This window comes from Pseudomonas tohonis (assembly GCF_012767755.2).
GTDB classification, from domain to species: domain Bacteria; phylum Pseudomonadota; class Gammaproteobacteria; order Pseudomonadales; family Pseudomonadaceae; genus Metapseudomonas; species Metapseudomonas tohonis.
This window is the reverse complement of sequence record NZ_AP023189.1, coordinates 3319727-3346653: the sequence shown is the minus strand read 5'-3', so window position 1 is coordinate 3346653 and position 26927 is coordinate 3319727. Positions and strand designations below refer to the sequence as shown.

The window sequence follows — 26927 nt, the reverse complement described above, 5'->3', positions numbered from 1 at the left end:
GACACCTGCCGCCCAGCAGGCCCGGATCACGCACCAAAGGAATGCCCCGATGAAACTCCAAGGAATCGCCGCCGGTTTCGCCCTCGCCTCCACCCTGCTCACCACCGGCTGCATCCCGCAGAACGGCCAGACCCAAGGCCTGTTCACCCCGCCGCCCGCCAACGCCGCCGCCGGCACCCAGGTCGCATCGGCCAATGCCCCCTGCACGCCCAACGCCACCGCGGACCTGATCTCCACCGGTCGCAGCCTGCTGGAAATCGGCACCAGCATCATGCAGACCAAGGCCAACATGAATAACGCCAACAACGGCTACAACAGCTACACCATGCAGGACGTCGAGAACGCCCAGAAGATCAACAAGGGCAACCAGATCCTCAACAACGTCGAAACCATGACCGGCGGCCCCCAGGCCCCCTGCAGCTGACGCTTTCCCCCCGTCGCCTTGAGCACAGGGATGTGCGGGGCGCCGGGTTTTAACGCCCCGAGCAACGAGCCCGCGCCCCTGCGGGCTCGCTCGTTTCCGGCCCCTGTCACCTGCGCGTCACAAAAGAGTCATAACCTCCGCCGGATCGATCAACCAAGGAGGTGGCGGATGAGCATTGGCAACGACCTGCTGGCACAGCGCATCCATCGTGAACTGCTGGATCACAGCGACGAAGAGCTCGAACTGGAGCTGCTGGAGGACGGCCACGACCTGGACGCCTACTTCGACGACCATCTCGAGGAGAGTCCCGAACGCCAGGCCCGGCGCAACTATTTCCAGGAGCTGTTCCGCCTGCAGGGCGAGCTGGTGAAGCTGCAGAGCTGGGTGGTCAAGACCGGGCACAAGGTGGTGATCCTCTTCGAGGGCCGCGACGCCGCCGGCAAGGGTGGCGTGATCAAGCGCATCACCCAGCGCCTCAATCCCCGGGTATGCCGCGTCGCCGCACTGCCCGCCCCCAACGACCGCGAACGGACCCAGTGGTATTTCCAGCGTTACGTCTCGCACCTGCCGGCCGCCGGCGAGATCGTCCTCTTCGACCGCAGCTGGTACAACCGCGCCGGCGTCGAGCGGGTGATGGGGTTCTGCAACGACGAACAGTACGAGGAGTTCTTCCGCACCGTGCCCGAGTTCGAGCGGATGCTGGTGCGCTCGGGCATCCAGCTGATCAAGTACTGGTTCTCCATCTCCGACAGGGAACAGCACCTGCGCTTCCTGGCGCGCATCCACGATCCGCTCAAGCAGTGGAAGCTCAGCCCCATGGACCTGGAGTCCCGCCGGCGCTGGGAGGCCTATACCAAGGCCAAGGAAATCATGCTCGAACGCACCCACATCGAGGAGGCGCCCTGGTGGGTGGTACAGGCCGACGACAAGAAGAAGGCGCGGCTCAACTGCATCCACCACCTGCTCGGCCAGATGCCCTACGAGGAAGTCGAACAGCCCAGCGTCCAGTTGCCGCAGCGCCTGCGCCACGCCGACTACGTGCGCAACCCGACGCCCCGCGAGATCCTCGTGCCCGAGGTCTACTGAGCATCATCTCCGGCGTGACTCACCCGCGTGAGAAGGCATCGCAGACACAGAACTATCGCGGCGCCCGGCATTTTCAGCTATCAAGACCGGCGCGCTGCAACGTCGCGGCGATTCGAGGAAGCGGTGCATGTATCACGGAGAACGTTTCAACGCCTGGACCCACCTGGTCGGCGCGCTGCTGGCAGGCATCGGCGCCGTCTGGCTGCTGGTGCTGGCGGCGCTGGATGGCAGCACGACGAAGATCGTCAGCGTCGCCATCTACGGCGTGACCCTGGTGATGCTCTACAGCATCTCCACCGTCTACCACAGCGTGCGCGGGCGGGCGAAGGTGATCATGCGCAAGCTCGATCACCTGTCGATCTACCTGCTGATCGCCGGCAGCTACACGCCCTTCTGCCTGGTCACCCTCGAGGGCGCCTGGGGCTGGACGCTGTTCGGCATCGTCTGGACGCTCGGCATCATCGGCATGCTGCAGGAGATCAAGCCCCGCTCCGAGGCGCGGGTCCTGTCGATCATCATCTACGCGGTGATGGGCTGGATCGTCCTCATCGCCCTCAAGCCCCTGATCGCCGCCCTGGGCACCACCGGCTTCACCTGGCTGGCCGCCGGCGGGGTGTTCTACACCGTTGGCATCATCTTCTTCGCCTTCGACAGCCGCTTCCGCCACTGGCACGGCATCTGGCACCTGTTCGTCATCGCCGGGAGCCTGCTGCACTTCGTGGCGATAGTACGATTCGTAATATAACGGCCGGTAATCATCCCTCTGCCACCCTGTGGGAACGAAGTCATAGGATCTGTGTGCGTTAATTGTTGCTAGAAGGTTTCGAGCCCAGCTGATTGCCGAGCTTTGCTGATGCTTCTGGTTTCGCCCCCCCGGGCGAGTCACTTTTCGCAGTCGTCGGGGTGCCGAACCACCCAAAAGAAACCAAAAGAGCTTGCCCCATCATCCGGCCCGACTGCGTCGGGTGCCCTCACTCCGTTGTCGCTCTGGGGGCCGGCGCGATGGGCCATCCATGGCCTGGCGCGCCTCTCGCGGCATCCATGCCGCTCGTCCCCCGGCGCAACGACTGCGTTCGGCCTCCTGGAGGGGCGTTTCCGCTGCTCCAACGTCTTCGCCAGCATCCTCATCGGTGTGCGCATCACGTTCGGGGCGCGATGGCTTCCGTAGGGTGGCGTAGAGCGAAGCGAAACCCACGCGGCGGGCGTGACAGGGAGCCATGAATACCCGGAAAAACACTGTGCTTGAGGCTTCGAATCAAGCTCACGACAGCTAACGCAGACGGAGCCCATTCATTCGCGAAAGACCTGCAGCCAGCACAGCACTGCGAACACCCGCGCACCCCATCGCGAATGAATTCGCTCCTGCGGTCGTCTGGCTGGAAAGGGGCTAGTCAATCCCTGCGCGAATAGGCCCGGGGCATCAGGCCGCCGGACATCAGCGCGTTGCCCATATGCGGGGATGCGGGGCGTGCGCCCGGCGTCCGGGCCGACAGCAGCCCGGCCAGCAGTGGCGAGGAAGGCCGCTCCTGGCCGTCGCAGCCCATCAGCAGCAATTCGATCAGCGCGTGTGCGGATGCACAGTCACGAGTGTCCATGGGTGTTCTCCGGCAGTGGTTTCATCCTTACGCTACTGCCCGCCACGGGGGACGGATTGACCTGGGTCAGTCCCCTCCGCGCGGCCCCTGCGACAACCCGGCGCAGGGCACCGACCCGTGCATTTTGACTTCGATCAATCAGGCGTCCCGCCATGAGGGTAAACAGGAGGCACAGGCGCAACGCGCCGCCCCTTTTCCCCCTACCTGGAGACAGCCATGTCCGCTCTCAACGCCGCCCTCGCAGCCAAGCCACTGCATGCATCGCCCCGGGGCGAGTACTGGATCGAGCCCCTGGAAGACGGCACCCACGTGCTGATCCGCCCGCTACGTGCGGAAGACCGCGAGCGCGAACGCGCCTTCATCAACCGCCTGTCCCCGGAAGCCCGCCACAACCGCTTCCTGGGCGAATTCCGCGAGGTGGCCCCGCCCCTGCTCGACCAGTTGATGGACGTCGATGACAAGGATCGCGTCGCCCTCGTCGCCCTGGCGCACGTGGACGGCGAGCTGCTGGAAGTCGGCATCAGCCGCTACGCCCGGGTCGGCGAGCTCGGCCAATGCGAGTTCGCGGTCACGGTGGCCGACCAGTGGCTGCGTCGCGGCCTGGGCGGCATCCTCTTCCAGCACCTGGCGGACTGCGCCCGTCGCAACGGCTTCCGCCAGCTGTACTCCATCGATTCGGCGAGCAACGCCGGCATGCGTGGCCTGGCCCGCAAGTTCGGCCTGCAGCGCCGTCGCGACGAGGAAGACCCGACCCAGGTCATCCACCGCCTGGACCTGTAGCCCCCGCCGCCTTCCGCTACCCCGTCATCCCCGCGAACGCGGGGGTCCACTTCACGCCAGCGGGCACGGCGTTGCCCGAGGCTCCTTCCGCGCAGGCCCCTCAACGGGCCTGCCTTCCTCCCATCGGCAAGTGACCGGCCCCCGCCAGCGCGGCGAAACGGGGCTCGGCCAGCCGTGCCGACCAGCCCAGCCAGCCCGCCGACGAACCGGCGCCGCTACGCGCCACCTGCAACTGCACGTGGATATGCCCCACCATGCAGACGCTCAAGCCATCGATATTGAAATAAGTGCAGCCCTGCTGGGTGTCTCCACAGCCGGCCGATCTGTCCTGGTAGGCGGGCTCGCCCTGCTCCGCCGCATGGAATGCCAGGTCGGTGACGAATCCCTTGTGCCCGGCGCCGTTGCGCTTGCTCAGGTCCCATCCCATCTTCTTTCGTTGCCCTGGAAGCCGAAGGCCGTGTAGCGAACCACCGGCACGGCCGCCACCTTCGCCCAGAGCGGCCCCGCCTCGCTGTGATCGACGGCGCCGCTCGCGGCGTATCGTCGATGGGGTGATGAAAGCGTAGCCAGCCACCCGCCACTGACAAGCACGAGCCGGCGAACTTCCCGGGCCTTCCGACGATCAACCGATACGCCCAACCACAACGGTAACCCGCATGAGCCAGGCCAACGACGGCAAGACGCCGGGGCTATCCGCCCGCGAGAAGCAGGACGTCAACGAAAACCAGCCGCCCCGCGCGGCGGTGCTGCACGAGATCATCCGCACCCAGGGCGACCAGGAACTGGAGCGCAACGTCGCCGCGCTCTGGTGGTCGGCGCTGGCCGCCGGGCTGACCATGGGCCTGTCGCTGATGGCCATGGGGCTGTTCAACTCGCGCCTGCCCGACGGCGAGGCGAGCAAGGTGATCGCCAGCCTCGGCTATTGCGCCGGCTTCCTCGCGGTGATCCTCGCGCGCCAGCAACTGTTCACCGAGAACACCCTCACCGCCGTGCTGCCGGTGATGAGCAAACCCACCCTGAACAACGTCGGGCGCCTGCTGCGCCTGTGGAGCGTGGTGCTGGCGGGCAACCTGGCCGGCACCCTGCTGGTGGCCTGGGTGATGCTGCGCCTGCCGATCTTCGATGCCGCCACCGACGCCGCCTTCCTCGACATCGGCCGCAAGGTGATGGAGAACGACATCGGGCAGATGTTCGCCAAGGGCATCGTCTCCGGCTGGATGATCGCCACCATGGTCTGGATGATCCCCTCCCAGGAAAGCGCCAAGCTGTGGATCATCATCCTCATCACCTACCTGATGGCGCTCGGCGACTTCACCCACATAGTGGTCGGCTCGGCCGAGGTCTCCTACCTCGTGTTCGCCGGGCATCTCGACTGGCGCGAATTCTGGCTGACCTTCGCCGGCCCCACCCTGGCCGGCAATATCGTCGGCGGCAGCCTGATCTTCGCCCTGATCAGCCATGCCCAGGTGCGCAGCGACGGCGACAGCCCCAGGCCGCCGCACGAGGCCCGCTCAGACGCGCCGCCGCAAAGACCCCGAAAGCGCTGAGCGGGAGGAGGCGGCCGTCTGCCCGGATCTGCCGCACCCATGCCTGGCCTGAGCAAAATCCTGCCAGCATTTCGCCACTGATCCATACTCCGTCAGTCGCACCGCATGTGAGCAGGGGAGTCATGGGCCACAGCGCCGGGGGAGATATCTTTCGTCGGGCATTCGAGTCGTCGTCGGTGGGGCTGGCATTGCTCGAACTGGACGGCACCGTACGCCACGTCAACCGAGCCTCGGAGGAGCTGCTCGGGCGCTCCCGACAGACCCTGCTCGGCATACGACTGGACAGCCTGCTGCACCCCGGGGATCGCCAGGCAATGGGCGAGGCCCTTGACCGTGCACGTCGCCAGCACGACGACCTGTCCTGCGGCGAGATGCGTTTCACCACCTCGTCCGGCGAGCACCGCTGGCTGCACCTGGGCTTGAGCATGGTGGAGGACGGTCGCAGCCAGCCCACCCACTACCTGGTGCGCCTGCAACCCCTTGCCGGGCACCGGGAGCGGGCCGAGCAGATGCACCTGCTGAGCTTCGCCCTGGACTACACCGCCGATGGCGCCCTGCTGCTCGATGGCGAGCAGAACATCCGCTATCTCAACGAAGCCGCCTGCCAACTGATCGGCCAGCCGCGCCAGCACCTCGTCGGTCAGCCGCTGGCACCGGTGCTTTCCCTGTTGACGGAGCAGTTCGCAGAACTGTTCGCCCGCGAGGATGGCCTGCAGGAAGCGCTGGACACCCAGCGCGTCCTCAGTTGCGAGCTGCACGCCCCGGGAGAGGAGTCTCCACGCTATGTGACGTTGCAGTTCAATAGATTCCGTTACGACCAGCGCCCCTACAGCCTCGTACTGATGCACGACTTCACCGAACGGCGGCGCATTGCCAACGCCTTGTTGCGTAACGAGCGGCAATTCCGTGCGCTGATCGAGAACACCCACGACGCCATCGGCCGGCTGAGCCCCGACTTCCGCCTGCTCTACGCCAACCCGGCCCTCGAAGCCCTATGCCGCCTGCCTCTGGTGGAGGCTCGTGGCCGGCCGGCACGGGAAGTCTTCGGCGACAACTCCCAGGTCGACATCATGGGCGACCTGGTGCGCGAGGTCGCCGCCACCGGCGAGTCCATGGAGGAGGAACTGATCCACGGCATCGACGGCCCCAGCGACCAGCAGATCCACTACCTCATGCAACTGGTGCCGGAGCGCAACGCCGAGGGCGAGGTGACCAGCGTCATCTCGGTGGCCCGCGACATCAGCGGCATCCGCAAGGCCGAACGGCGCCTGGCGGCCAGCAACCGCCAGCTGCGCGAGTTGTCCAGTCGCCGGGAAAGCGCCCGCGAGGAGGAGCGCAAGCTGATCGCCCGGGAGATCCACGACGAACTGGGCCAGCACCTCACCGCCCTGCGCATGGGCATTTCCCTGCTGCGCCTGAAGTACGGCGAGCAGGCCCCGGGGCTGGGTGAGGACGTGGAACGGCTCATGGCCCTGTGCGATCGCACCATCGGCGTGGTGCGCTTCATCGCCACCAGCTTGCGTCCAGCAGCATTGAACATGGGGCTCTACCCGGCCCTGGAGTGGCTGATCGACGAGTTCCGCAGCCACCATGCGCACATCACCTTCGAGCTCGTGGCCCATAGCGGAGCACCGGCACTGGACGACAGCCAGGCGACCACCGCCTTCCGCATCGTCCAGGAAGCACTCACCAACATCGCTCGTCATTCAGGTGCCAGCCGCGCGGTGGTCAGCCTGGAGCAGGTCGATGACCGCTACGTGCTGGACATCACCGACAACGGCCACGGCTTCGACCCGGCCAAGGTCGGCAGGCGCTCCCTGGGCCTGGCCGGCATGCGCGAGCGCGGCACCAGCCTGGGCGGCGAGGTGGTGATCTTCAGCCACCCGGGCCAGGGCACGACGGTGCAAGCCACCTTTCCCGTCAACGAGCCTACGGAGACTGCATGACCCGCATCCTCATCGCCGACGACCACGCCATCATGCGCGGCGGCCTCAAGCAACTCATCGAGTTCGACGCCCGCCTGCAGGTGGCGGCCGAGGCGGAGAACGGTGCCCAGGTGCTGGAGCAGCTGCGGCTGGGCGAATTCGACCTGCTGCTGCTGGACATGAGCATGCCCGGGCTCAGTGGCGAGGACCTGATCAGCCGCGTGCACGGCCGCTATCCACGCCTGCCGATCCTGGTGCTGAGCATGCACAACGAGGCGCAGATCGCCCAACGCGCCCTGCGCGCCGGCGCCAGCGGCTACCTGACCAAGGACCACAACCCGGAAACCCTGCTCGCCGCCATCCACCGGGTGGCCGACGGCGGCCGCTACCTCGACCCGCGTATCGCCGAGCAGCTCGCCTTCGCCAGCAGCAGCCCCACGGACGACGCGGCCGCTCAGCTCTCCGACCGCGAGTTCCAGATCCTCCGCCTGCTGGCCCAGGGCCTCAGCGTCAACCAGATCGCCGACCAGCTGGTGATCAGCAACAAGACCGTCAGCACCCACAAGACCCGGCTGATGGAGAAAATGGGCTTCACCTGCAACGCCGACATCATCAAGTACGCCATGACCCACGGCCTGACGGCCTGAGCGGCCGGCGCCGCATGGCGCCACTCCGCTGTGATGCGAAGCTGAGCAAGCCCCTCGGGAAATCCCTACATAAAAACAGGATGTCCCTATGCCATCACCGGGATAGGACGATAGGGCCGGACACCCCTCGCGCTCATGCTGGACACACCCCCGCAACGCATCGCCGCTGCGGGCCCCGTGTCCTCAAGGAGCGCGACCGTGACGAGCCCGACCCCCACTTCCAGCGTCCCCTGGCTGCCCATCGCCCTCTGCGGTGCCGGTTGCGCGCTGCTGTTCTGGACGGCCAGCCAGTTCCCCTCCCCGGCCTGGGCCCTGGCGGCCGTGGCGCCCACGCTGCTGCTGTGGGTCGTCCTCGCCCAGCACGGCGCCGTTCATGAACAGGCACTCAACCGGGCCCGCGACGAAGCCCTGGCCGAAGGTGCCCGACTCGAAGCCGAGCGCCATGTGCAGGGCCTGCCGGAGCTGTGCGTCAGCATCGCGCCGATCTGGTCGGCGCAGATCGAATCCGCCCGCCACCAGACCCAGACCGCCATCGAAGCCTTGTCCGAGCGCTTCGCCCGCCTCGCCGGCCGCATCAGCGACGCCGTCTCCAGCGGCATGCAGGCCGACAGCGATGCCCTGGTCACCCTGCTGGCCCAGAGCGAGGTGGAGCTGGAGGACATCGTCAGCCAGCTGCGCCTGGCGCTCTCCAGCAAGGAGAGCCTGCTGCAGGAGGTGGAGCGGCTGAACAGCTACACCGCCCAGCTGCGCACCATGGCCAAGGAAGTGGGCGATGTGGCCAAGCAGACCAACCTGCTGGCCCTGAACGCTGCCATCGAAGCCGCCCGCGCCGGTGAGGCCGGCCGCGGCTTCGCCGTGGTCGCCGACGAAGTGCGCAAGCTCTCCACCCTCTCCGAGGAAACCGGCAAGCGCATCGGCGACACCATCGAGACCGTCAGCGGCGCCATCGAGCGCACCCTCCAGGTCTCCAACGAACACGCCACCCGCGACGCCGGGACCCTGGAGAACGCCAGCCAGGTGATCCGCCAGGTGATCGCCCAGTTCCGCTCCGGCGCCACTCGCCTGGTGGAGCACGGCAACGCCCTGCGCAACGACAACGCCGTGGTCGGCGAGGAAATCTCCGAGGTGCTGGTGGCCCTGCAGTTCCAGGACAGGGTCAGCCAGATGCTCGGCCACATGCGCGACGACATCGGCCGCCTGGCCCAGCACCTGGTGGAGGACGATGCCCGCCACGTGGACGCCCGCTCCTGGCTCGACGAACTCTCCAGCACCTACACCACCCCCGAACAGCACGCCATCCACCACGGCCGCAAGGGCGGCTCGGGCAGCGCGGGTGCCAGCCATTCCGCTTCCGACATCACCTTCTTCTGAGGACAGATCATGGCCAAGACCATTCTCATCGTCGACGACTCCGCCTCCATCCGCCAGGTGGTGGGCATGACCTTGAAAACCGCCGGCTACGACGTGCTCGAAGGCGTCGACGGCAAGGACGCGCTGACCCAGCTCGACGGCCGCAAGGTCCACCTGATCATCAGCGACGTGAACATGCCGAACATGGACGGCATCACCTTCCTGAAGAACGTCAAGCAGCTGGCGGCCTACAAGTTCACCCCCGTGATCATGCTCACCACCGAGGCCGGCGACGCCAAGAAAGCCGAAGGCCAGGCCGCCGGGGCCAAGGCCTGGGTGGTCAAGCCCTTCCAGCCGGCCCAGATGCTGACGGCCGTTTCCAAGCTGATCCTGCCCTGATCGGGAGACTGCCATGAGCACCCTTGAGTCCCTCGATGGCAGCCGCCTCCTGGCCCTGGACAGCGCGCTGACCATCTACACCGCCGCCGACACCAAGCTGCTGCTGGCCAACGCCCTGCAAGGCGCGGTGGCCCTGCACCTGGACCTCAGCGCCATCGAGGAAGTGGATTGCGCCGGCCTGCAGCTGCTGCTGGCGGCCTGCCAGGAAGCCCGGCGCCAACACGTCCACCTCAGCCTCGAAGGGGCCAGCCTGGCCATGACCGAGATCCTGCAACTGAGTGGCCTGCGCGACCTGCTCCCCATCGGAGGGCTGCACTGATGAACCTCGACAGCGTGATCGGCACCTTCATCGCCGAAAGCCGGGAACTGCTGCAGCAGATGGAAGACGCCCTGCTGCAGATCGAGCAATCCCCGGAAGACCCCGAACTGATCAACGCCATCTTCCGCGCCGCCCACACCATCAAGGGCTCCTCCGGGCTGTTCGGCTTCGACTCCATCGTCGCCTTCACCCACGTGGCCGAGAGCGTGCTGGACCGCGTCCGCGCCGGCGAACTGCCGTTCAGCGCCGACCTCAGCGCCCTGATGCTGCTGGTGGGCGACCACCTGGCCGGCCTGGTCAACCACCTCGCCGAGGGCCGCGACCTGGCCGAGTTGCCGGAGGCCATGGGCATCCACGAAGCCGAACTGGTGCAACGCCTCAGCCAGTACCTGAACAGCACCCCGGCCGCCACCGCCGAAACGCCCTCCGAGTGCGCAACCGCCCCCCGCGATGGCGTTGCCAGCCAGCACTGGCACCTGTCCCTGCGCTTCGGTGCCGACAGCCTGCGCGATGGCATGGACCCGGTGTCCTTCCTGCGCTACCTCGTCACCTTCGGCGACCTGCTGCACATCGAACCGGTGCTCGACCACCTGCCCAACTTCGAGGCCCTCGATCCCGAAGCCTGCTACCTGGGCCTGGAAGTGGCCTTCACCACCGAAGCCGACCAGGCGGTGATCGAAGGCGCCTTCGACTTCGTCCGTGAAGAGGGCCGCATCCGCATCCTGCCGCCCGGCGCGCCCCTCGCCCGCTACGCCGAGCTGCTGGCCGAGCAGACCGATGAAGGCGACGCCCAACGCCAGCGCCTGCTGCGTTGCGGCACCCTGAGCGAAGCCGAACTGGCCAGCCTCGATGCCCCGCAGGCCAACGACGCCCAGGCTGGTTCCAGCCCCGAGGCACCGGCCGCCACCGAACCGGGCGAGACCGCCGCCATCGGCAAGGCACTCAAGGAAACCGCCCGCGCCAGCGGCGACGCCAACCTGATCCGCGTCGACGCCGGCAAGCTGGACCAGCTGATCAACCTGGTGGGCGAGCTGATCATCGCCGGCGCCAACACCCGCATGCTCGCCCAGGGCTGCGGCCTGGTGAACATGAACGAGTCCGCCGAAACCCTCTCGCGCCTGGTGGAGGAAGTCCGCGACTCCGCCCTGACCCTGCGCATGGTGCAGATCGGCGCCACCTTCAACCGCTTCCAGCGGGTGGTGCGCGACGTGTCCAGGGAGCTGGGCAAGGACATCGTCCTGCACATCAGCGGTGGCGACACCGAGCTGGACAAGACGGTGGTGGAGAAGATCGGCGATCCCCTCACCCACCTGGTGCGCAACGCCATGGACCACGGCATCGAGCCGGCCGAGCAGCGCCGCGCCAGCGGCAAGCCCCTGCAGGGCGTGGTGCGCCTGAACGCCTACCACGAAGCCGGCGGCATCGTCATCGAAGTGAGCGACGACGGCGGCGGCCTCAACCCCCAGAAGATCCTCGCCAAGGCCGTGCAGCGCGGCCTGATCACCGAAGGCCAGCAGCTCTCGGACAAGGAGACCTTCAACCTGATCTTCGAGCCCGGCTTCTCCACCGCCGACCAGATCAGCAACCTCTCCGGCCGCGGCGTCGGCATGGACGTGGTCAAGCGCAACATCACCGCCCTGCGCGGCACGGTGGAGCTGGACAGCCAGCTGGGCGCCGGCACCTGCGTACGCATCCGCCTGCCGCTGACCCTGGCCATCATCGAGGGCTTCCTCATCGGCGTCGGCAGCTCCAGCTACGTGGTGCCACTGGACATGGTGGAGGAATGCATCGAGCTGCCCAGCAGCGACCTGGACGACCTCGACCAGCTGGACCTGCGCGGCGACGTGCTGCCCTTCATCCGCCTGCGCAACCTCTTCGAGGAAGCCAGCCTGCGGCCCCGCCGGGAGAACGTGGTGGTGGTCAGCTACGCCGGGGTCCGCGCCGGCCTGGTGGTGGACCAGCTCCACGGCGAGTTCCAGACCGTCATCAAGCCGCTCGGCAAGGTATTCGGCCAGGTTCCGTCGCTCTCCGGCTTCACCATCCTCGGCAGCGGCGCGGTGGCGCTGATCCTCGACATCCCCGGCCTGCTCGCCCAGTTCGCGCAGCCTGGCCGCCCCGGCGCCAGCGGCGCCGCCCTCAGCCAACGGAGTAGCCTGCAATGAGTACCGCCAGCCTGCCCCTGCCGGAGTTCGTCGACGACGAACAACGCCAGTACCTGACCTTCCGGGTCGGCCGTGACCTGTTCGGCGTCGCCACCCGCTACGTGCGGGAGATCCTCGAATTCCACGCCATCACCCAGGTGCCGATGATGCCGCCGCTGGTGCGCGGGGTGATCAACCTGCGCGGTGCCGTGGTACCGATCATCGACCTCGCCGAGCGCTTCGGCCTCGGCAGCACCGAACTGGGCCCGCGCACCTGCATCGTCATCGTCGAGCTGCAGGACGCTGACGAGGCCCAGTTGATGGGCGCCCTGGTGGACGCCGTCACCGCCGTCGCCGAGATCGAGCCGCGCGCCCTGCGCCAGGCCCCTGCTTTCGGCAGCCGCGTACCCCCGGAATACATAGAAGACCTCGCCCGTGTGGACGAACGCTTCCTCACCCTGCTGCGCATGGAGCAGGTGCTGAACGTCGACCAGATCGCCGCGCTGGCCGGCCAGCGCAACACCCCCCGACTGTCCCTCGTCTGATTGCGCAGACGCGCACAGGAGTCCTGAAAATGACCATCAGCAAGAAAATGATCCTCCTGGTGATGTCCGCCCTGCTCGGCATCCTCCTGCTCTCGGGGGTCGCCTACCAGCAGATGAACCAGGTCTACAACGTTGCCAACTTCGCCAACGTCAACTCGGTGCCGGCCATTGTTGCCCTGAACAAGCTGCGAAATGCTCTGAATATCCAGATCCAGCACGTCTATGCCCACATCCTGACGACTGACGACAAGACCATGGCCGAGATCGACGCCACCATAAAGACCAACCAGCAGGATGTGATGGCAGCCATCGACGAGTACGAAAAAACCATCGTCGACTCCGAGGACCAACAGCTCTTCGACGCAGATCGCAAGATCATCTCGGAGCTCCTGCTGAAAGCGGACGCGGTGCTGGTGCTGTCCCGCTCCAACCAGAACGAACAAGCACGGGACGCCATGATCCAGCTTCAAGGCAGCGTCATCGAACCCTTGCGTAATGTGCTCAACAAACACCGTGACTACAACATTCGCATGGCCAGCGAAGCCGGCCAGCGTGCCGAGGCGACACGCCAGCAGGCCACCCTGATTTCCATCGTGCTCTCGACCATCACCCTGGTGGTAGTCGGCCTGCTCGGCGGTCTGATCACCCGCAACCTGCTCCGCCAACTGGGTGGCGAGCCGGCCTACGCAGCCGATGTGGTCAGCCGCATCGCCGCCGGCGACCTGACCGTCAACGTCGAGACCAAGGGCGGTGATACCAGCAGCATGCTCGCCGCCATCAAGGGTATGGCCGAGAAACTCGGCCAGATCATCGGCGAGGTGCGCAGCAATGCCGACGCGCTGACCAGCGCCTCGGAGCAGATCTCCGCCACCGCCCAGAGCATGAGCCAGGGTGCCTCGGAACAAGCGGCTTCGGTGGAAGAAACCAGCGCCTCGATGGAACAGATGTCCGCCTCCATCGCCCAGAACACCGAGAACGCCAAGGTCACCGACGGCATGGCCGGCAAGGCCTCACGTGAGGCCGACGAAGGCGGCCAGGCCGTGCGCGACACCGTGTCGGCCATGAAGACCATCGCCGAGAAGATCAGCATCGTCGACGACATCGCCTACCAGACCAACCTGCTGGCCCTCAACGCCGCCATCGAAGCTGCCCGGGCCGGCGAACACGGCAAGGGCTTCGCGGTGGTGGCCGCCGAGGTGCGCAAGCTGGCCGAACGCAGCCAGGTGGCCGCCCAGGAGATCAGCGAAGTGGCCAGGAGCAGCGTCTCCCTGGCCGAGCGCGCCGGCACCCTGCTGGACCAGATGGTGCCCTCCATCGCCAAGACCTCCGACCTGGTGCAGGAGATCGCCGCCGCCTCGGAAGAGCAGACCACCGGCGTCAGCCAGATCAACACCGCGATGAGCCAGCTCAGCGAGATCACCCAGCAGTCCGCCTCCTCCGCCGAGGAGCTGGCCGCCACCGCCGAGGAGATGAGCGGCCAGGCCGAGCAACTGCAGCAGCTGATGGACTTCTTCAAGGTCGCCAGCGCCGGCAAGGCCGGCCGTGATGCCAGTGCCAAAAGCAAGGTCGGTGCGGTCCGCAAGCCCTCCCTCAGGGTGGTGGAGGACCGTGACGACGTCTTCGACGATGCGGTACCCGCCGGCTTCGTCCGCTTCCAGCACTGAGCCGACCTTCAGATACCGTGACCGGGGCACCGCCGGTGCCCCCAGGAGCGAAGCATGTCCAGCGTCTTCAGCCGCCCCGGCGACGCCACCCAGCCGGATGCGCCCCAGCAGTACCTGACCTTCACCCTGGCCGACGAAGTGTTCGCCGTCGGCACCCGCAGCGTGCGCGAGATCATCGAGTACGCCCGCCTGACCCCGGTGCCGATGATGCCGCCCTGCGTGCTCGGGGTGATCAACCTGCGCGGTGGCGTGGTGCCGATCATGGACCTGCGCCAGCGCCTCGGCGCCGGGCACACCGCCATCAGCCGGCGTAGTTGCGTCGTCATCCTGGAGGTGGAGCGCGACGACCTGCGCCAGGTGATGGGCGTCCTGGTGGAGGCCGTCAACGCCGTGATCGAGATCGCCGCCCAGGACATCGAGCCGCCCCCCCGCTTCGGCGCCCGCATCCGCACCGACTTCATCCACGGCATGGCCAAGCTCGACGACCGCTTGGTGGTGCTGCTGGACATCGGCCAGGTGCTGTCCCTGGACGATCTGCAGCGCCTGGCCGAGGTCGGCGCAGCCGACCTGCAACAGTCGGCCTGAACAGGAGCCCGCCATGACCGATCTGAGCCTCTCCAACCGCGAGCTCCAGCAGTTCCGCGGGATGATCCACGAGATCGCCGGCATCGCCATGTCGGACGCCAAGCGCCAGCTCATCGCCGGACGGCTCGGCAAGCGCCTGCGCCATTTCGGCCTGGGCAGCTACGGCGACTACTACCAGTTGCTGATGAAGGACAAGAGCGAGCTGCAGATCGCCGTCGACCTGCTCACCACCAACGAGACCTACTTCTTCCGCGAGCCCAAGCACTTCGAATTCCTGCGCGAGAAGCTCGGCACCGAACTGCGCAGCGGCAGCGGCCCGCTGCGCATCTGGAGTGCCGCCTGCTCCAGCGGCGAGGAGCCCTACACCCTGGCCCTGCTGCTGGCCGACGCGGTCGCCGCCCGCCCCTGGGAAATCCTCGCCTCGGACATCAGCACGCGCATCCTCGACAAGGCCCGCGCCGGGCTTTACCCGCTGGAAGACGCCGAAGGCATCCCGGGTAACCTGCGCCAGCGCTTCTGCCTCAGGGGCACCGGGCGCAACGAGGGGCTGTTCACGCTGGACCCGGCCCTCAAGCACCGTGTGCAGTTCCGCCAGATCAACCTCAACAACACGCTGCCGGACGTGGGCGTGTTCGATGTGATCTTCCTGCGCAACGTGATGATCTACTTCGACGCCGACACCAAGCGCCAGGTGGTGCAGCGCCTCTGCGCGCACCTGCGCCCGGGTGGCTACTTCCTGGTCAGCCATTCGGAGAGCCTCAACGGCATCAGTGACGAGCTGCAATCGGTGCGCCCGTCGATCTACCGGAGGCCCCATGCGTAAGCCCCTGGGCGTCGTCGAGGTGTTCCTGCAGCCGGGCGAGTTGTATTTCGGCGACCGCTACACCCGCCTGCGCACATTGCTGGGCTCCTGCGTCTCCATCGTGCTCTGGCACCGCGAGGCGCTGCTGGGGGGCATGTGCCACTACCTGCTGCCCAGCTGCTGCCACCCGGGGCGCGCACCGGACGGGCGCTACGCCGATTCGGCCCTGCATCAGCTGCTGCAGGAGATCCGCGACAGCGGCACCCGTGCCGCGGACTACCGTATCAGCCTGTTCGGCGGCGGCAACATGCTGGGCAGCCGCGAGCGTCGGCATATCGGCCAGAAGAACATCGAAGCCGGCCTGGCCCTGCTGGCCGCCCATCGGCTCACCTGCCACGCCCGCCACGTCGGCGGCGAGGGCTACCGCAACCTGGTCTTCGACGTGTGGAGCGGCAACGTCGCGCTCCGCCACCCCAACCCGCAACAACTTGCCAGTCGGCGCTACGAGGCCTGCTCGCCATGAACAAGATCAAGGTGATGATCGTCGACGACTCCGCCGTCGTGCGGCAGGTGCTGACCGGCAGCCTGTCCGGCCACAGTGGCATCGAGGTGATCGGCACAGCCGCCGACCCCCTGTTCGCCCTGGAGCGAATGAACCGCAGCTGGCCGGACGTGATCGTGCTGGACGTCGAGATGCCGCGCATGGACGGCATTTCCTTCCTCAAAAAACTGATGGTCGAGCGACCCACACCGGTGGTGATCTGCTCGACCCTGACCGAGAAAGGCGCCGCCACCACCATGGAGGCCCTGGCTGCAGGGGCCGTGGCCATCGTCACCAAGCCCCAGGGCAACCTGCGCCAGTTCCTCGTCGAAGCCACCGAAGAGCTGGTGAGCGCCATCAAGGCCGCATCGCAGGCCCGCCTCAAGCGCATGCCAGGCAACGCTTCGGCCCCTGCGCCCGCCCTGGCGCCCAAGCTCACCGCCGACGCCATCCTGCCGGCTGGCGGCCCGGCCGCCATGACCCGCACCACCGAACGCATCGTCGCCCTGGGCACCTCCACCGGCGGCACCCAGGCCCTGGAGCAGGTGCTCACCACCCTGCCCCGGGTCTGCCCGGGCATCGTCATCGTCCAGCACATGCCGGAGAAGTTCACCGCGGCCTTCGCCGCACGACTCAATGGTTTGTGCCAGATCGAGGTGCGCGAAGCCCGACACGGCGACCGCGTGATACCCGGCCGTGCACTGATCGCGCCCGGCGGTCGCCACATGCTGCTCAAGCGCAACGGCGCCCAATACATGGTGGACATCGTGGATGGCCCGCCGGTGTCCCGGCACAAGCCCTCGGTGGACGTCCTGTTCCGCTCCACGGCGCGCGCCGCAGGGGCCAATGCCACCGGCATCATCATGACCGGCATGGGCGACGACGGTGCACGCGGGCTGCGGGAAATGTACGAGGCCGGGGCCTACACCCTCGGGCAGGACGAAGCCACCTGCGTCGTCTACGGCATGCCCAGGGAGGCGCGCAAGCTGGATGCGGTGCACCGGGAAATCCCCCTGGAGCAGATCCCGGCCTACATCCTGAGGGGCGACCGCCCCTGAGTTCGCGGCCCATCGACACGTCGTCGGCGACTTCCCCACTCCGTCGCCGGTGCCGGTGGGCCCTTTTGAATCGATCGGTGTGCCCCCGCATACCCGGCGTCCCGTCTGGAGCAAAGCAAGATGATTCTGTTCAGTGCAGCCATCAAGCAAGAACTGGCCCGATGCCAGGAGGAGCTGGCAGAAGCCCAGGCCCTTCGCGAAGCACTGGAGCGATCGCAGGCCATCATCGAGTTCCTGCCCGACGGCACCATCGTCAAGGCCAACGACAACTTCCTGCGCACCATGGGCTACCGCCTGGACGAGATCGTCGGCCGGCACCACCGCCTGTTCTGCGAGCCGGAACTGGCTACCAGCGCCGAATACCGGCGCTTCTGGGAGCGGCTGGCCCAGGGCGAATTCATCCGCGAACGCTTCCTGCGGCTGGACAAGCAAGGACGCGACGTGTGGCTGGAGGCCACCTACAACCCGGTGCGCGACGCTTCCGGGCGGGTCACCAAGGTGATCAAGCTGGCCACCGACATCAGCGCCAACCTCCTGCATGAACAGGAGGAAGACGCCGTCATCAATGCCATCAAACGCTCCATGGCGGTCATCGAGTTCACCCCTGCCGGCGAGGTCGCAGCCACCAACGAGAACTTCCTCTCGGTGATGGGCTACCGCGAGCAGGACGTCATCGGCCAGCACCACCGGATCTTCTGTTCACGGGAGGAGACCAGCAGCCCCGGCTACCAGCAGTTCTGGCAGCGCCTGAACCGGGGCGAGTACGTCAGCGGTCGCTTCGAGCGGCGCAATCGCCACGGCGGCGTGATCTGGCTGGAAGCCAGCTACAACCCGGTCTTCGACACCCGCGGCAAGCTGTACAAGATCGTCAAGTTCGCCTCCGATATCACCGCCGAAGTGCTGGAGCAGCAGGCCGAGTCGGAAGCCGCCCAGGTGGCGTACCAGACCGCGCGACAGACCGACGCCGAGGCACAGGGCGGTGCGGAGGTGGTCAACCGTACCGTGGCGCTGGTCCAGGGCATCGCCGGCGAGCTGAACCACGCGGCCGAGCGCATCGGCGCGGTGAGCCAGCAGTCCGACCTGATCAACAGCATCGTCCAGTCCATCCGCGGCATCGCCGACCAGACCAACCTGCTGGCCCTCAACGCGGCCATCGAAGCGGCGCGCGCCGGCGAGCAGGGCCGGGGTTTTGCCGTGGTGGCGGACGAGGTTCGCAACCTCGCCGCCCGTACCGCACGGGCCACCGAGGAGATCGTCGAGGTGGTCAAGCGCAACCATGAACTGGCCCAGGAAGCCGTCAGCAGCATGCGCGAAAGCTGCGAGAAGGTAGACCAGGGCGTACAGCTGGCCCACGAGGCGGGCCGGGCCATCCAGAACATCCAGGACGGTGCCCAGCGGGTGGTCGATACCATCCAGCGCTTCACCCGCGCGCTTCAGGGCAACTGAGCCGGCCCGGACACCCTGCCGGGACGGTCACCCACGCCCACGCGGGGGTCCACTCGACGCTGTCGCAGGTACGGCGCGCAGTACCCACAGCGGGTACGAGGAAACGGCGGGAAGGGGTATCGCTGAAAGGCAATCACCCGCCCGGGCGGGCGGGTGATGCAGGCGGCGGGCCCGGTGGGGCCCGCCGAGGGGTCAGGCCTTGGAGGCGCAGCTGGCCGGGGCCCAGTCACCCATGTCGGGGCTGTTGCACACGTCGCTGACCATGGTCTGGCCGCGGCTGGCGACCTTCTGGCTTTCGGCGCGCTTGGCCTCGGCCTGTTGCAGGGTGCGCTCGGTACTCACCGCCTCTTTCGGCACTGCCTTGGCAGTGGTGGTCTTCTTCGGCGGGGTGGTGGTCTTGGTGGTGGTCTTGGTCGACGTCTTGGTGGTGGCCGGGGTGACCGGAGTCTCGGCGGCGACGACCTGGCTCACGTCCTTGCGCTCGACACCGACGGTCTGCAGGTCTTTTTCATAGGCCTGGGTGTAGGTGTTGATGTTCTCGCCGGCACGGCCGTCGACGGCGGCCATCAGTGCATTGGTCTCGTTCAGGCCGCTGACGATCTCGGCCAGGCGCAGGCGGCCTTCGGTCTCGCTGACGGTCTTGGCCTTGCGCGAGGCCTGCAGGCTGGCGAATTCGCGCTGGTAGCAGTTCTGCGCGGCGCTGGCGTACTTGATGCTGCGGTCGATCTCGCCGCTGCTGCGATCGATGTCGCTGGCGTAGGAGGCGATGCGCGCGTTGTCGTCGGCGATCTGCTTCTGGCGGGCGGTGTAGTAACCGGCTGCGCCACCCACCAGTGCGCCACCGGCGGCACCGATCAGGGCGTTGCGGCCGGCGTGGTCGTCACTGGACAGGCCGCCGGCGATGGCGCCGAGCACGCCACCGGCGATGGCACCGGTGGCGACCGACTGGGTCATCGCCTGGTCGGAGGCGCGCAGCTGGCTGACCGGCTGGTAGCACTGCGGGTAGTACTCGGCCTTGGTGCTGGCCGCGACCTTGGAGCTGGGGGAGCCCATGCCGGCGCAGCCGGTGAGCAGCACGCTGGTGCAGGTGACGGCGGTGAACAGTGCGGTGCGTACTGCGGAAAATGCGGGAATGTTGCGTGGGGTTGCCATGGTCATTGCTCTCGTTCTTGAGGTTGTCTAACAGGCCGTTGGGAGATCACCTGCGTTGCCATCGCGGCCTCGCCCGTGTTTCTCAACGGTCTGCAAATCCATTAGGGCTTCACGGAAGCCACCGAAGCGCCGTCCTTGTCGCCCGGCCTCAGGGGCCGAGCAGTTCTTTCAGAATCACCTCCGGATCCGCCCTGCGCTGCTGACGATACTCGCCCACATGCTTGACGAAAAGCGTGGCGCGCGTCACGAGACTCTTGCCCAGCACCGGGTTGCGGTTGAGTTCTTCCTTGGTCCGCTGGAACTGCGCCTGGATCACCGCGTCGGTGTAGCGGGTCCCGGTCGCCAGGTTGTCAATATAGATCGCCACGGCGCCGTCGAGTGCCGTCTTGCCGTTGGCCATCGCGCTCTCGTAGAGCTTGGCCGAGGCATCGTCCTTGGCCGCCTTGGCCTGGTCGCGGCTCTTCTTCAGGTTGGTCAGGCGGATGTTGTAGTTGTTGATCGTCTCGGCCACCAGCGCGGCGGACTGGATCAGGTTGCCGGCCGCCTCCTCGCGCTGCTTGGCAATCAGCGAGATGTTGCGCTTGAGCTCCTCGTTGACCAGCGCCAGGCGCCCCTGCAGCTCGGGGTCGGCGCTGCTGGCGATGATGCTGTCGAGCAGCTGGGTCGGGTCCTGGTCGTCGGCGATCTCGTCGGTGAGCGAGGAGGCACGCCCCTCGGCCTTCCATTGCTCGAACAGGTCCTTGTAGCGCGAGCGCGGGGCCGACAGCGCGCCGAGGGCGACACGGAAGCCCGTGGTCTCGTTCTGCTGCTCGGTGCCGTCGGCGGCGAACAGCGGGTACTCGCGGCGCATGCCGGTGAACAGGGTCATCTCCCCTTCCAGGTAGTTGCCGCCCTTGACCACGAAGCCGCCGTAGGTGCCCTGGCGACGCCCGGCGTGCACCAGCTGGAAGGACTCCTGGACCATCTCGGCGGCGTTGCCGATGACATCGAACAGGCCGATGGGGTTGGGCTTCTTCAGGCCGATGGGCAGCAGGCGCGCCGCCTGGCCGGTGCCGCCGGCGACCTGGTTGTACACCGCCCAGTCACCCAGCGGGCCGTCGCCCTCGACGCCTTCCTGCTTGCGCGGGAACAGCCGCGCCTCCAGCTCCTGGCGGCTCACCGCGTGGGCGCCGCGCGCGGCGAATTCCCATTCCACCTCGGTGGGCAGGCGCACGAAGCCGATGCCGCCGTCCTCGGCCTTGCCGCCCCGGCCGCTGATGGGCAGCAGGTCGCGGTGGTTCTTCAGCAGCCAGGCGCTGTACACGGCGCCGAAGCGCTCGGCCTCGAAGCGCGACAGCTTGACCTTGGGCAGGCGCGAGGCCATGCCGGCCGGCGCCGGTTCGCAGGCCGGCGGCTCGCCCTGGCCGGCCAGGGACGCCGCCTGGGCCATCACCAGGTCGTACTGGCGCTGGGTCACTTCGTACTTGCCGACGAAGTACAGCATCGGCTTGAGCGGCGTGCCCTTCTCCGGCTTCGGCAGGCTGCCGGAAAGCTTGGACTGCCAGTCCTTGGACAGGTCCGAGAGGGTGAACTGGCCGTTGATGAAATCGCGGCGGTAGCCGGAGATGAACGACTGCTGGTAGCCGGTCTCGCCCTCGCTGAAGGGGTAGCCGAGGCTCACTTCGCGATCGTCCAGGGTGCCCTTGGCCAGCACGTAGACGTAGCGGAACACCATCTCGCCCTCGCAGGGCAGCGGCAGGCTGACGTCGTCCGGCAGCGGCTTGGGGTTGTACAGCGGGTTCGGCTCGGCGTGCGCCGTGGCCACCGCCAGGGACAGTGAGAATGCGACTGTCAGCAACTTAAACATCACGTAGTCCTTCCGAAGCTTCGATTCGGGCCGCGCGCCAGCCACCGGTCGCCGCGGCCAGCGCACTGCAGGCCAGGGTCGCCAGCAACGCCAGCAGGTAATGGGAGAACAGCAGCCGGCAGGCATATTCGCCCGCCGCCGACTGGAACAACTGGTTGAGCCCGGCCTCGGCGACGAGGTACAGCACTCCCGCCAGGGCCAGGCTGAAGGTGCCGGTGTAGAGCGCCTGCAGCACCACGAAGAAGACCAGCGCGGCGGTGGAGAAGCCCAGCAGGCGCAGCACCGAGAGTTCGCGGCGCTTGCGCTCCACCGCCGCCAGGGTGCTGGCGGCCATCGCGGCGAAGGCGCCGGCCAGGGCCAGCCCGGCGATGATCCAGAACACCAGGGTCAGGTTGCGGCTGAGCGAGCGCACCTGGGCGATGGCCTCGGCCTGGGTGGCGACCTCCTGGTCGCGGCCGGCGAAATGCAGGCGCAGCGCCTCCACCGCGTCCAGGTCGCGCGCATAGAGGCGGAAGCCGGGGTAGACCCGTGACCGCGCAGCGCTGGCGGCTTCGCGGCCCGGCCAGCCGAAGCGCTCCACGGCCAGGCCGTCGCGGTAGTCCTCCACCGCCTCGAGCAGGTCCAGGCGGGCGAACAGGGCCTGGCGCTGGAAGACCTCCAGGGGCAGCACGGCCTTCACCTTCACGCGGGTGCGCTGGTACTCGGGAATGCCGGATACGGAGCGACCGAAGGCCGCGGTGAGTTCGTCGCCCGCCTTCACACCCAGGCGCTCGGCGGCGCGCTGGCTGAGCACCACCTCGCCGCTGCCCTGGGGCAGTTGTGCGGGTGGCACCAGCGGGTCGCCCTCGGCGGTGGGAACCATCTCCACGGTCAGCGGCTGGCTGCCGCCATCGGCGTGCAGGTCGACGGTGGCGGCGATCTGCCGGGTACGCGGTACCACGAAGGCCACCTCGGGGCGCGCGGCGAGTTCGGCGATGCTGTCCAGGGTGTAGCGTGCGCCGCCCAGGGGGATCACCTCGCGCACGGCGGGGTCGCGTTCCAGGCGTTCGGTGAGGGTGCTGACCAGGCCGTGCTTGAGGCCGAAGAGCACCAGCAGCGGTGCGACCACGGCGACCAGCGCGAGCACCGCGCAGGCCGAGAGCCGCGCCTCGTTGCGGTAGTCGTGCCAGGCCAGTGCGGCCAGCAGGCCCTTGCGCATCAGCCGGCCTCCGCGAGGGTGGCGGTGACGCCGCCATCGACGCCACGCTGCAGCGCCAGGGGCAAGGGAGCCAGCCCGGCGCGGGCGGCCAGGGCCTGGTCGTGGGTCGCCACCACCAGGCACAGGTCATGCAACCGGGCCTGCTCGACCAGCAGCTGCATCACCCGCTCGGCGTTGATCGGGTCGAGGGACGCCGTGGGTTCGTCGGCCAGCAGCAGGCGCGGCCGGTGGGCCAGGGCGCGGGCGATGCCGACGCGCTGGCGCTGCCCCACCGAGAGCGCTGACGGGCGCTTGCCCAGTTGATCGGCGATTTCCAGGTGGCTGGCCAGGTGGCGCACCGTGTCGTCGTCCGGCATGCCCAGCAGCGCGCGGGACAGGCCGATGTTGCCGGCCACGTCGAGGTAGCCCAAGAGGCCGCCGGTCTGCAGCACGTAGCCGATGCCGCGCCCCCGCAGGGCCGCCAGCTCGTCGTTGCGCCCCTGCTTCCACAGCGCGGCGACGTCGCGCACGCGCCCGTCCAGCTCGCACTCCATCACCCCGCCGGCGTCCGGCGAGAGGATCAGCGCCAGCAGGTCGAGCACCGTGCTCTTGCCGCTGCCGCTGGGGCCGACCAGGGCCAGGCGTTGCCCGGCGCGCAGGTCCAGCCTGGGTATTTCCAGGCTGTAGCGCTGGGCGCCCTGCCCCCGCGTCTTGCGCAGGTCACGAAGCCTGAGCATCAGGGCAGCGTCGACAGCGGCACGCGGTAGAGGGCGTCGCCGGGCGCCGCGTCGCCGAAGCGCACCCAGTTGGCGGTGTCGTTGTGGAAGGTCTCGTAGAGGCGGATCTTCGAATCCAGCTCGTCGATGAAGTCCTCCTGCTCGGCCACCGACAGCGACAGCCACAGGTCCTGGTTCATGTTCAGCGACTTGCTGCGGTACGGCAGCCCTTCCAGGTATTCGCCGAGGATGCCGCTCTCGGCCAGGTTGCTGCCACGGGCCAGTTTCGAGGGGTCGCGGGCCATGTGCGCGCTGGCGCTGGCGATCTCCTGGAAGAAGTCCTTGGGCGAGCTCTGGGTGCGGCGCGCGGCGTCGACTATCACCTTCAGCGACTGCTGCAGGTCGTTGAGCTGCAGCTTGGTCAGCAGCACGCAGACCTGGAAGGCCGGCAGCTGCGGGTTGGTCAGGTCGCGGTCGGAGGTCCAGGCGGTGACCAGCTGCGGCGCGCGGGCCTGGGACTTGTGGCCGAGGAAGTCCATGTGCATGGCGTAGCCGATGGCGGCGGTCTTGGCGGCGATGCTGTTGCCCGCCACCGGTGCCTCCAGCGGCGCATCGCTGCGCACCTTGTGCACCAGGTCGGCGAAGACGCTGCCGATCTCGCCGATGCTGTCGCCGAACTTCTTCACGTCGCCACCGGCGACCGGGATGTACAGGTCGCCGATCTGCGGGTTGGCGTCGGCGGTGAGGCTGCGGTACTGCTGCTCGGCGAAGCCGTGGTTCTTCTTCCCGGCGTCGGTCTTCAGGTGCAGGGCGTAGATCTTGATCTGCTTGCGCAGCGCTGCCTCGCGCACCTCGGCCTCGTTCATCTGGGTACGGCCCAGGGGGTCGTTCTTGCGGATCGCGCCGGCATCGCTGACCAGCAGGATCAGGCGCCCGCCGTAGCCGCTCCAGTCCATGCCGTCGACCGCTTCCATGACGCCGGCGAAGGCGTCCTCGTTGAAGTCGTGGCTGGACACGTTGGTGGCCTTGACCTGCTGCGCCAGTTGCAGGAACTGGTCCGGGTCGCGCCCCTCGTCCAGGCTCACCAGGGTCTTGGCGGTGTATTCCAGGCCCGGCGTCTTGTCGGTGTTGCTGCGGAAACCGACCATGCCGAAGCTGACGCTGTCCAGCTCGCCCCGGGCGGCGATCTGGTTGTGCAGTTCGTGCACCACATCGCGCACGCGGTCGATGTAGGGCTGCATGGACACCGAGGTGTCCACCACCAGCACGATGGCGGTGCGGAAGGCATCGGTCTTCGCCGCCGGCGCGCTGCCCTCGCCCTTCACCTGGGGCGTGTCGCCCGGGTCGATGGAGGCGACGTTGAGCAGCTGCACCGGCTGGCCGCTGGCGTCGAAGCTCTCGCGCGAATCGAAGATCGGCAGCAGGTAGAACTGGTCCTGGGGGATGGCGCTGGCGGCGGGCTCGATGGCGACGATCTCCGGGTCGGTGCTGTCGCCGAACTGGGCCTGGTGCACGGCGTTGCGCGCCTTGTTGGAATCGGCCAGGTAGAGCTCCACCTGCTCCGGGTCACGCAGGAACATCACCGGCGAGCGGCCGGAGCGTTCGGTGAACTTCAGCACCAGGCTCTGCTTCCAGTCGCTGAGCTTGTCCAGGGGCAGCCAGCCATCGCGGTGGCCGTCGCTGGAGGCGCCGACTTCGACCCAGGGCGTGCCGCCCACGACCTTGCGCGCGTACACGTAGAACACCGAGAAGGCCGGCACCGGCGCACCGTCGGCCTGGGCGCCGGGGGCGCTGGCGAAGCGTGCGCCGGGCTTGCTCAGCACGCGCTCGAACAGGGTCTTCTTGCCGGCCATGATCAGCGGGCGGCTGCCACCGTCCTGGTTGCCCACGGGCGTGGCCACCTGGCCGCCGGTGTCGGCGCTCTTGCCGCCTTCGTCCGGCGTGGTGCCGCCGGCACCGCCTTGCACCTGGCCACCGTCGACCTGGGCGGTGTCGGGTTTGGCCGGCGACTGGTTGAGCCACCAGTAGGCGCCACCCCCGAGGCCGGCGAGGCCGAGCACGGCCAGGCCGGCGGCGGCAATCAGCGGCGCGCGGTTGGGGCCGCTGGTGGGCTGGCCGGCGGCGGCGCTGAGCTCGGTGTCGAGCACCGAGGCGCGCTTGGCCTTGCCGGCCTTGGGCGGCGTGGCCGGCGGGGTCGCCGGCTGCGTGACCTGGGTCGGCGGCGCGGGGGCGTCCAGCGGCGGCATGGTCACCGAGACCGGGGTCAGCCCGGTCATGCCGCTGCCGGCCTGCGCGGCGGGCGGGGTCGGCGGCAGGCCGAGGGGGCGGAACTGGGTGGCGCCATCGTCGTCGGCCGGGGCCGCCGCGGGCTGGCTCGGCAGGCGGTCGAGGGCCGCGATCAGCGCGGCGGCGTCCGGGTAGCGATCCTTGGGGTCCTTGGCCAGCAGGCGGGTGAGGATCTCCTGGTAGCGTCCCTGGGCGATGGGCAGCTCCGGCAGCGGTTCGGTGAGGTGCGCCAGGGCGGTGGACAGCGAGTCCGAGCCGACGTAGGGCAGCTTGCCGGTGAGGATTTCGTAGAGCACCACGCCCAGGGCGTAGAGGTCGGCGCGGCCGTCGATCTCCAGGCCGCGCGCCTGCTCGGGGCTCATGTAGCTGGGGGTGCCGACGGCGAAGCCGGCCTGGGTGAACTGGGTGCGATCGTCCAGCGCCTTGGCGATGCCGAAGTCCGAGAGCACCGCGCCCCCGTCGGCGCGGAACAGGATGTTGGCCGGCTTGACGTCGCGGTGCACCAGGCCCTGGGCGTGGGCGTAGCCCAGTGCCGAGGCGATCTGGCGCAGCCACACCAGGCCCTGCTCGGGGCTGAGGCCGGCGCTGATGCGCTCCTTCAGCGTGCCGTTGGGCAGGTACTCCATGGCCATGTAGTACAGGCTGCCGACGTTGCCGATGTCGTGGATGGTGACGGTGTGCGGATGCGACAGCCGCGCCAGGGTCTTGCCCTCGCGCAGGAAGCGTTCGCAGAAGCTGGCGTCGGCGGCGAGCGCCGCGGCCATCACCTTCAGCGCGACCTTGCGCTCCAGCGAACGCTGGGTGGCCAGGTAGACCACGGCCATCGCGCCGTCGCCCAGCTCGCGTTCGATTTCATACCCCGGAATTTCTATGTCCATGCTGGTCTTTTTTTCTTT

Annotated in this window: 25 protein-coding genes and 1 pseudogene; 19 read left to right on the top strand and 7 right to left on the bottom strand. The window is 67.9% G+C overall.

Annotation, left to right across the window (positions count from 1 at the left end; translation table 11 throughout):
* Positions 1 to 49 precede the first annotated feature (49 nt).
* The 3 genes from HSX14_RS15300 (at position 50) to trhA (ending at position 2255) form a co-directional block, all read left to right on the top strand.
* Positions 50 to 424, top strand: coding sequence for a hypothetical protein (locus tag HSX14_RS15300; protein ID WP_173175490.1), 375 nt, complete (start codon positions 50 to 52; stop codon positions 422 to 424).
* 168 nt (positions 425 to 592) lie between these two features.
* Complete coding sequence (gene ppk2 / locus HSX14_RS15295) at positions 593 to 1510, top strand: polyphosphate kinase 2 (RefSeq protein ID WP_173175492.1); 918 nt, start codon at positions 593 to 595, stop codon at positions 1508 to 1510.
* A 127-nt stretch (positions 1511 to 1637) separates the two neighbouring features.
* Positions 1638 to 2255, top strand: a complete 618-nt coding sequence (trhA, locus tag HSX14_RS15290; RefSeq protein ID WP_173175494.1) for a PAQR family membrane homeostasis protein TrhA — start codon at positions 1638 to 1640, stop codon at positions 2253 to 2255.
* A gap of 646 nt (positions 2256 to 2901) precedes the next feature.
* Here the strand turns inward: trhA and HSX14_RS15285 are convergent.
* Entirely contained in the window at positions 2902 to 3105 is a 204-nt protein-coding gene (locus HSX14_RS15285; protein ID WP_173175496.1) for a hypothetical protein, read from the bottom strand.
* 216 nt (positions 3106 to 3321) lie between these two features.
* On the opposite strand from HSX14_RS15285, the gene HSX14_RS15280 reads away from it, so the two are divergent.
* Entirely contained in the window at positions 3322 to 3885 is a 564-nt protein-coding gene (locus HSX14_RS15280; protein ID WP_173175498.1) for a GNAT family N-acetyltransferase, read from the top strand.
* Positions 3886 to 3985: 100 nt separating this feature from the next.
* On the opposite strand, the gene HSX14_RS15275 is transcribed toward HSX14_RS15280, so the two are convergent.
* Positions 3986 to 4312 carry a hypothetical protein gene (locus tag HSX14_RS15275; protein WP_173175500.1) on the bottom strand — a complete coding sequence of 109 codons (327 nt, stop codon included), beginning with the start codon at positions 4310 to 4312 and terminating at the stop codon, positions 3986 to 3988.
* 229 nt (positions 4313 to 4541) lie between these two features.
* On the opposite strand from HSX14_RS15275, the gene HSX14_RS15270 reads away from it, so the two are divergent.
* The 15 genes and pseudogenes from HSX14_RS15270 to HSX14_RS31635 all read left to right on the top strand — a co-directional run bounded on the left by HSX14_RS15270 (position 4542) and on the right by HSX14_RS31635 (position 18854).
* Positions 4542 to 5432, top strand: a complete 891-nt coding sequence (locus HSX14_RS15270; RefSeq protein WP_173175502.1) for a formate/nitrite transporter family protein — start codon at positions 4542 to 4544, stop codon at positions 5430 to 5432.
* A gap of 122 nt (positions 5433 to 5554) precedes the next feature.
* Positions 5555 to 7378: a PAS domain-containing sensor histidine kinase gene (locus tag HSX14_RS15265; RefSeq protein WP_173175504.1), complete on the top strand. Its 1824-nt coding sequence runs from the start codon at positions 5555 to 5557 to the stop codon at positions 7376 to 7378.
* Positions 7375 to 8004, top strand: a complete 630-nt coding sequence (locus HSX14_RS15260; protein ID WP_173175506.1) for a response regulator — start codon at positions 7375 to 7377, stop codon at positions 8002 to 8004. The genes HSX14_RS15265 and HSX14_RS15260 overlap by 4 nt, the downstream gene beginning before the upstream one ends.
* A 135-nt stretch (positions 8005 to 8139) precedes the next feature.
* Positions 8140 to 9375 carry a methyl-accepting chemotaxis protein gene (locus HSX14_RS15255; protein WP_173175508.1) on the top strand — a complete coding sequence of 412 codons (1236 nt, stop codon included), beginning with the start codon at positions 8140 to 8142 and terminating at the stop codon, positions 9373 to 9375.
* Between the two features lie 9 nt (positions 9376 to 9384).
* Positions 9385 to 9753 carry a response regulator gene (locus tag HSX14_RS15250; RefSeq protein WP_021217483.1) on the top strand — a complete coding sequence of 123 codons (369 nt, stop codon included), beginning with the start codon at positions 9385 to 9387 and terminating at the stop codon, positions 9751 to 9753.
* A 13-nt stretch (positions 9754 to 9766) separates the two neighbouring features.
* Positions 9767 to 10072, top strand: a complete 306-nt coding sequence (locus HSX14_RS15245; RefSeq protein ID WP_173175510.1) for an STAS domain-containing protein — start codon at positions 9767 to 9769, stop codon at positions 10070 to 10072.
* Positions 10072 to 12234 carry a chemotaxis protein CheA gene (locus HSX14_RS15240; RefSeq protein WP_173175512.1) on the top strand — a complete coding sequence of 721 codons (2163 nt, stop codon included), beginning with the start codon at positions 10072 to 10074 and terminating at the stop codon, positions 12232 to 12234. The genes HSX14_RS15245 and HSX14_RS15240 overlap by 1 nt, the downstream gene beginning before the upstream one ends.
* A complete protein-coding gene (locus HSX14_RS15235) occupies positions 12231 to 12758 on the top strand; it encodes a chemotaxis protein CheW (protein ID WP_173175514.1) in 528 nt (175 codons plus the stop codon). Before HSX14_RS15240 ends, HSX14_RS15235 begins: the two co-directional genes overlap by 4 nt.
* A gap of 29 nt (positions 12759 to 12787) precedes the next feature.
* Entirely contained in the window at positions 12788 to 14422 is a 1635-nt protein-coding gene (locus HSX14_RS15230; RefSeq protein ID WP_173175516.1) for a methyl-accepting chemotaxis protein, read from the top strand.
* Positions 14423 to 14476: 54 nt separating this feature from the next.
* Entirely contained in the window at positions 14477 to 15007 is a 531-nt protein-coding gene (locus HSX14_RS15225; protein ID WP_173175518.1) for a chemotaxis protein CheW, read from the top strand.
* Between the two features lie 13 nt (positions 15008 to 15020).
* On the top strand, positions 15021 to 15830 hold the full coding sequence (locus HSX14_RS15220) for a CheR family methyltransferase (protein WP_173175520.1): 810 nt from the start codon (positions 15021 to 15023) through the stop codon (positions 15828 to 15830).
* Entirely contained in the window at positions 15823 to 16332 is a 510-nt protein-coding gene (locus HSX14_RS15215) for a chemotaxis protein CheD (protein ID WP_173175522.1), read from the top strand. The genes HSX14_RS15220 and HSX14_RS15215 overlap by 8 nt, the downstream gene beginning before the upstream one ends.
* Positions 16329 to 17408, top strand: a complete 1080-nt coding sequence (locus tag HSX14_RS15210) for a protein-glutamate methylesterase/protein-glutamine glutaminase (RefSeq protein ID WP_173175523.1) — start codon at positions 16329 to 16331, stop codon at positions 17406 to 17408. The genes HSX14_RS15215 and HSX14_RS15210 overlap by 4 nt, the downstream gene beginning before the upstream one ends.
* A 120-nt stretch (positions 17409 to 17528) precedes the next feature.
* Positions 17529 to 18260: pseudogene (locus HSX14_RS31640) on the top strand (PAS domain-containing protein); the annotation flags it as partial.
* Positions 18261 to 18305: 45 nt separating this feature from the next.
* Complete coding sequence (locus tag HSX14_RS31635) at positions 18306 to 18854, top strand: methyl-accepting chemotaxis protein (protein ID WP_228723623.1); 549 nt, start codon at positions 18306 to 18308, stop codon at positions 18852 to 18854.
* A gap of 192 nt (positions 18855 to 19046) precedes the next feature.
* Here the strand turns inward: HSX14_RS31635 and tagQ are convergent, their stop codons facing one another.
* The 5 genes from tagQ to HSX14_RS15180 all read right to left on the bottom strand — a co-directional run bounded on the left by tagQ (position 19047) and on the right by HSX14_RS15180 (position 26909).
* Positions 19047 to 20006: a type VI secretion system-associated lipoprotein TagQ gene (gene tagQ / locus HSX14_RS15200; protein ID WP_173175527.1), complete on the bottom strand. Its 960-nt coding sequence runs from the start codon at positions 20004 to 20006 to the stop codon at positions 19047 to 19049.
* Between the two features lie 148 nt (positions 20007 to 20154).
* A complete protein-coding gene (locus HSX14_RS15195) occupies positions 20155 to 21852 on the bottom strand; it encodes a formylglycine-generating enzyme family protein (RefSeq protein ID WP_173175538.1) in 1698 nt (565 codons plus the stop codon).
* The gene (locus HSX14_RS15190) at positions 21845 to 23050 is read right to left on the bottom strand and encodes an FtsX-like permease family protein (protein ID WP_173175540.1); all 1206 of its coding nucleotides are present in this window, start codon (positions 23048 to 23050) and stop codon (positions 21845 to 21847) included. The genes HSX14_RS15195 and HSX14_RS15190 overlap by 8 nt, the downstream gene beginning before the upstream one ends.
* Entirely contained in the window at positions 23050 to 23766 is a 717-nt protein-coding gene (locus HSX14_RS15185; protein ID WP_173175542.1) for an ABC transporter ATP-binding protein, read from the bottom strand. The genes HSX14_RS15190 and HSX14_RS15185 overlap by 1 nt, the downstream gene beginning before the upstream one ends.
* Positions 23766 to 26909 carry a serine/threonine-protein kinase gene (locus HSX14_RS15180; protein WP_173175544.1) on the bottom strand — a complete coding sequence of 1048 codons (3144 nt, stop codon included), beginning with the start codon at positions 26907 to 26909 and terminating at the stop codon, positions 23766 to 23768. Before HSX14_RS15180 ends, HSX14_RS15185 begins: the two co-directional genes overlap by 1 nt.
* Positions 26910 to 26927: the final 18 nt, after the last annotated feature.

Coding starts and splice junctions, on each gene's coding strand:
- HSX14_RS15300 (WP_173175490.1), top strand. CDS start 50: ATGAAACTCCAAGGAATCGCCGCCGGTTTCGCCCTCGCCTCCACCCTG.
- ppk2 (WP_173175492.1), top strand. CDS start 593: ATGAGCATTGGCAACGACCTGCTGGCACAGCGCATCCATCGTGAACTG.
- trhA (WP_173175494.1), top strand. CDS start 1,638: ATGTATCACGGAGAACGTTTCAACGCCTGGACCCACCTGGTCGGCGCG.
- HSX14_RS15285 (WP_173175496.1), bottom strand. CDS start 3,105: ATGGACACTCGTGACTGTGCATCCGCACACGCGCTGATCGAATTGCTG.
- HSX14_RS15280 (WP_173175498.1), top strand. CDS start 3,322: ATGTCCGCTCTCAACGCCGCCCTCGCAGCCAAGCCACTGCATGCATCG.
- HSX14_RS15275 (WP_173175500.1), bottom strand. CDS start 4,312: ATGGGATGGGACCTGAGCAAGCGCAACGGCGCCGGGCACAAGGGATTC.
- HSX14_RS15270 (WP_173175502.1), top strand. CDS start 4,542: ATGAGCCAGGCCAACGACGGCAAGACGCCGGGGCTATCCGCCCGCGAG.
- HSX14_RS15265 (WP_173175504.1), top strand. CDS start 5,555: ATGGGCCACAGCGCCGGGGGAGATATCTTTCGTCGGGCATTCGAGTCG.
- HSX14_RS15260 (WP_173175506.1), top strand. CDS start 7,375: ATGACCCGCATCCTCATCGCCGACGACCACGCCATCATGCGCGGCGGC.
- HSX14_RS15255 (WP_173175508.1), top strand. CDS start 8,140: ATGCTGGACACACCCCCGCAACGCATCGCCGCTGCGGGCCCCGTGTCC.
- HSX14_RS15250 (WP_021217483.1), top strand. CDS start 9,385: ATGGCCAAGACCATTCTCATCGTCGACGACTCCGCCTCCATCCGCCAG.
- HSX14_RS15245 (WP_173175510.1), top strand. CDS start 9,767: ATGAGCACCCTTGAGTCCCTCGATGGCAGCCGCCTCCTGGCCCTGGAC.
- HSX14_RS15240 (WP_173175512.1), top strand. CDS start 10,072: ATGAACCTCGACAGCGTGATCGGCACCTTCATCGCCGAAAGCCGGGAA.
- HSX14_RS15235 (WP_173175514.1), top strand. CDS start 12,231: ATGAGTACCGCCAGCCTGCCCCTGCCGGAGTTCGTCGACGACGAACAA.
- HSX14_RS15230 (WP_173175516.1), top strand. CDS start 12,788: ATGACCATCAGCAAGAAAATGATCCTCCTGGTGATGTCCGCCCTGCTC.
- HSX14_RS15225 (WP_173175518.1), top strand. CDS start 14,477: ATGTCCAGCGTCTTCAGCCGCCCCGGCGACGCCACCCAGCCGGATGCG.
- HSX14_RS15220 (WP_173175520.1), top strand. CDS start 15,021: ATGACCGATCTGAGCCTCTCCAACCGCGAGCTCCAGCAGTTCCGCGGG.
- HSX14_RS15215 (WP_173175522.1), top strand. CDS start 15,823: ATGCGTAAGCCCCTGGGCGTCGTCGAGGTGTTCCTGCAGCCGGGCGAG.
- HSX14_RS15210 (WP_173175523.1), top strand. CDS start 16,329: ATGAACAAGATCAAGGTGATGATCGTCGACGACTCCGCCGTCGTGCGG.
- tagQ (WP_173175527.1), bottom strand. CDS start 20,006: ATGGCAACCCCACGCAACATTCCCGCATTTTCCGCAGTACGCACCGCA.
- HSX14_RS15195 (WP_173175538.1), bottom strand. CDS start 21,852: ATGTTTAAGTTGCTGACAGTCGCATTCTCACTGTCCCTGGCGGTGGCC.
- HSX14_RS15190 (WP_173175540.1), bottom strand. CDS start 23,050: ATGCGCAAGGGCCTGCTGGCCGCACTGGCCTGGCACGACTACCGCAAC.
- HSX14_RS15185 (WP_173175542.1), bottom strand. CDS start 23,766: ATGCTCAGGCTTCGTGACCTGCGCAAGACGCGGGGGCAGGGCGCCCAG.
- HSX14_RS15180 (WP_173175544.1), bottom strand. CDS start 26,909: ATGGACATAGAAATTCCGGGGTATGAAATCGAACGCGAGCTGGGCGAC.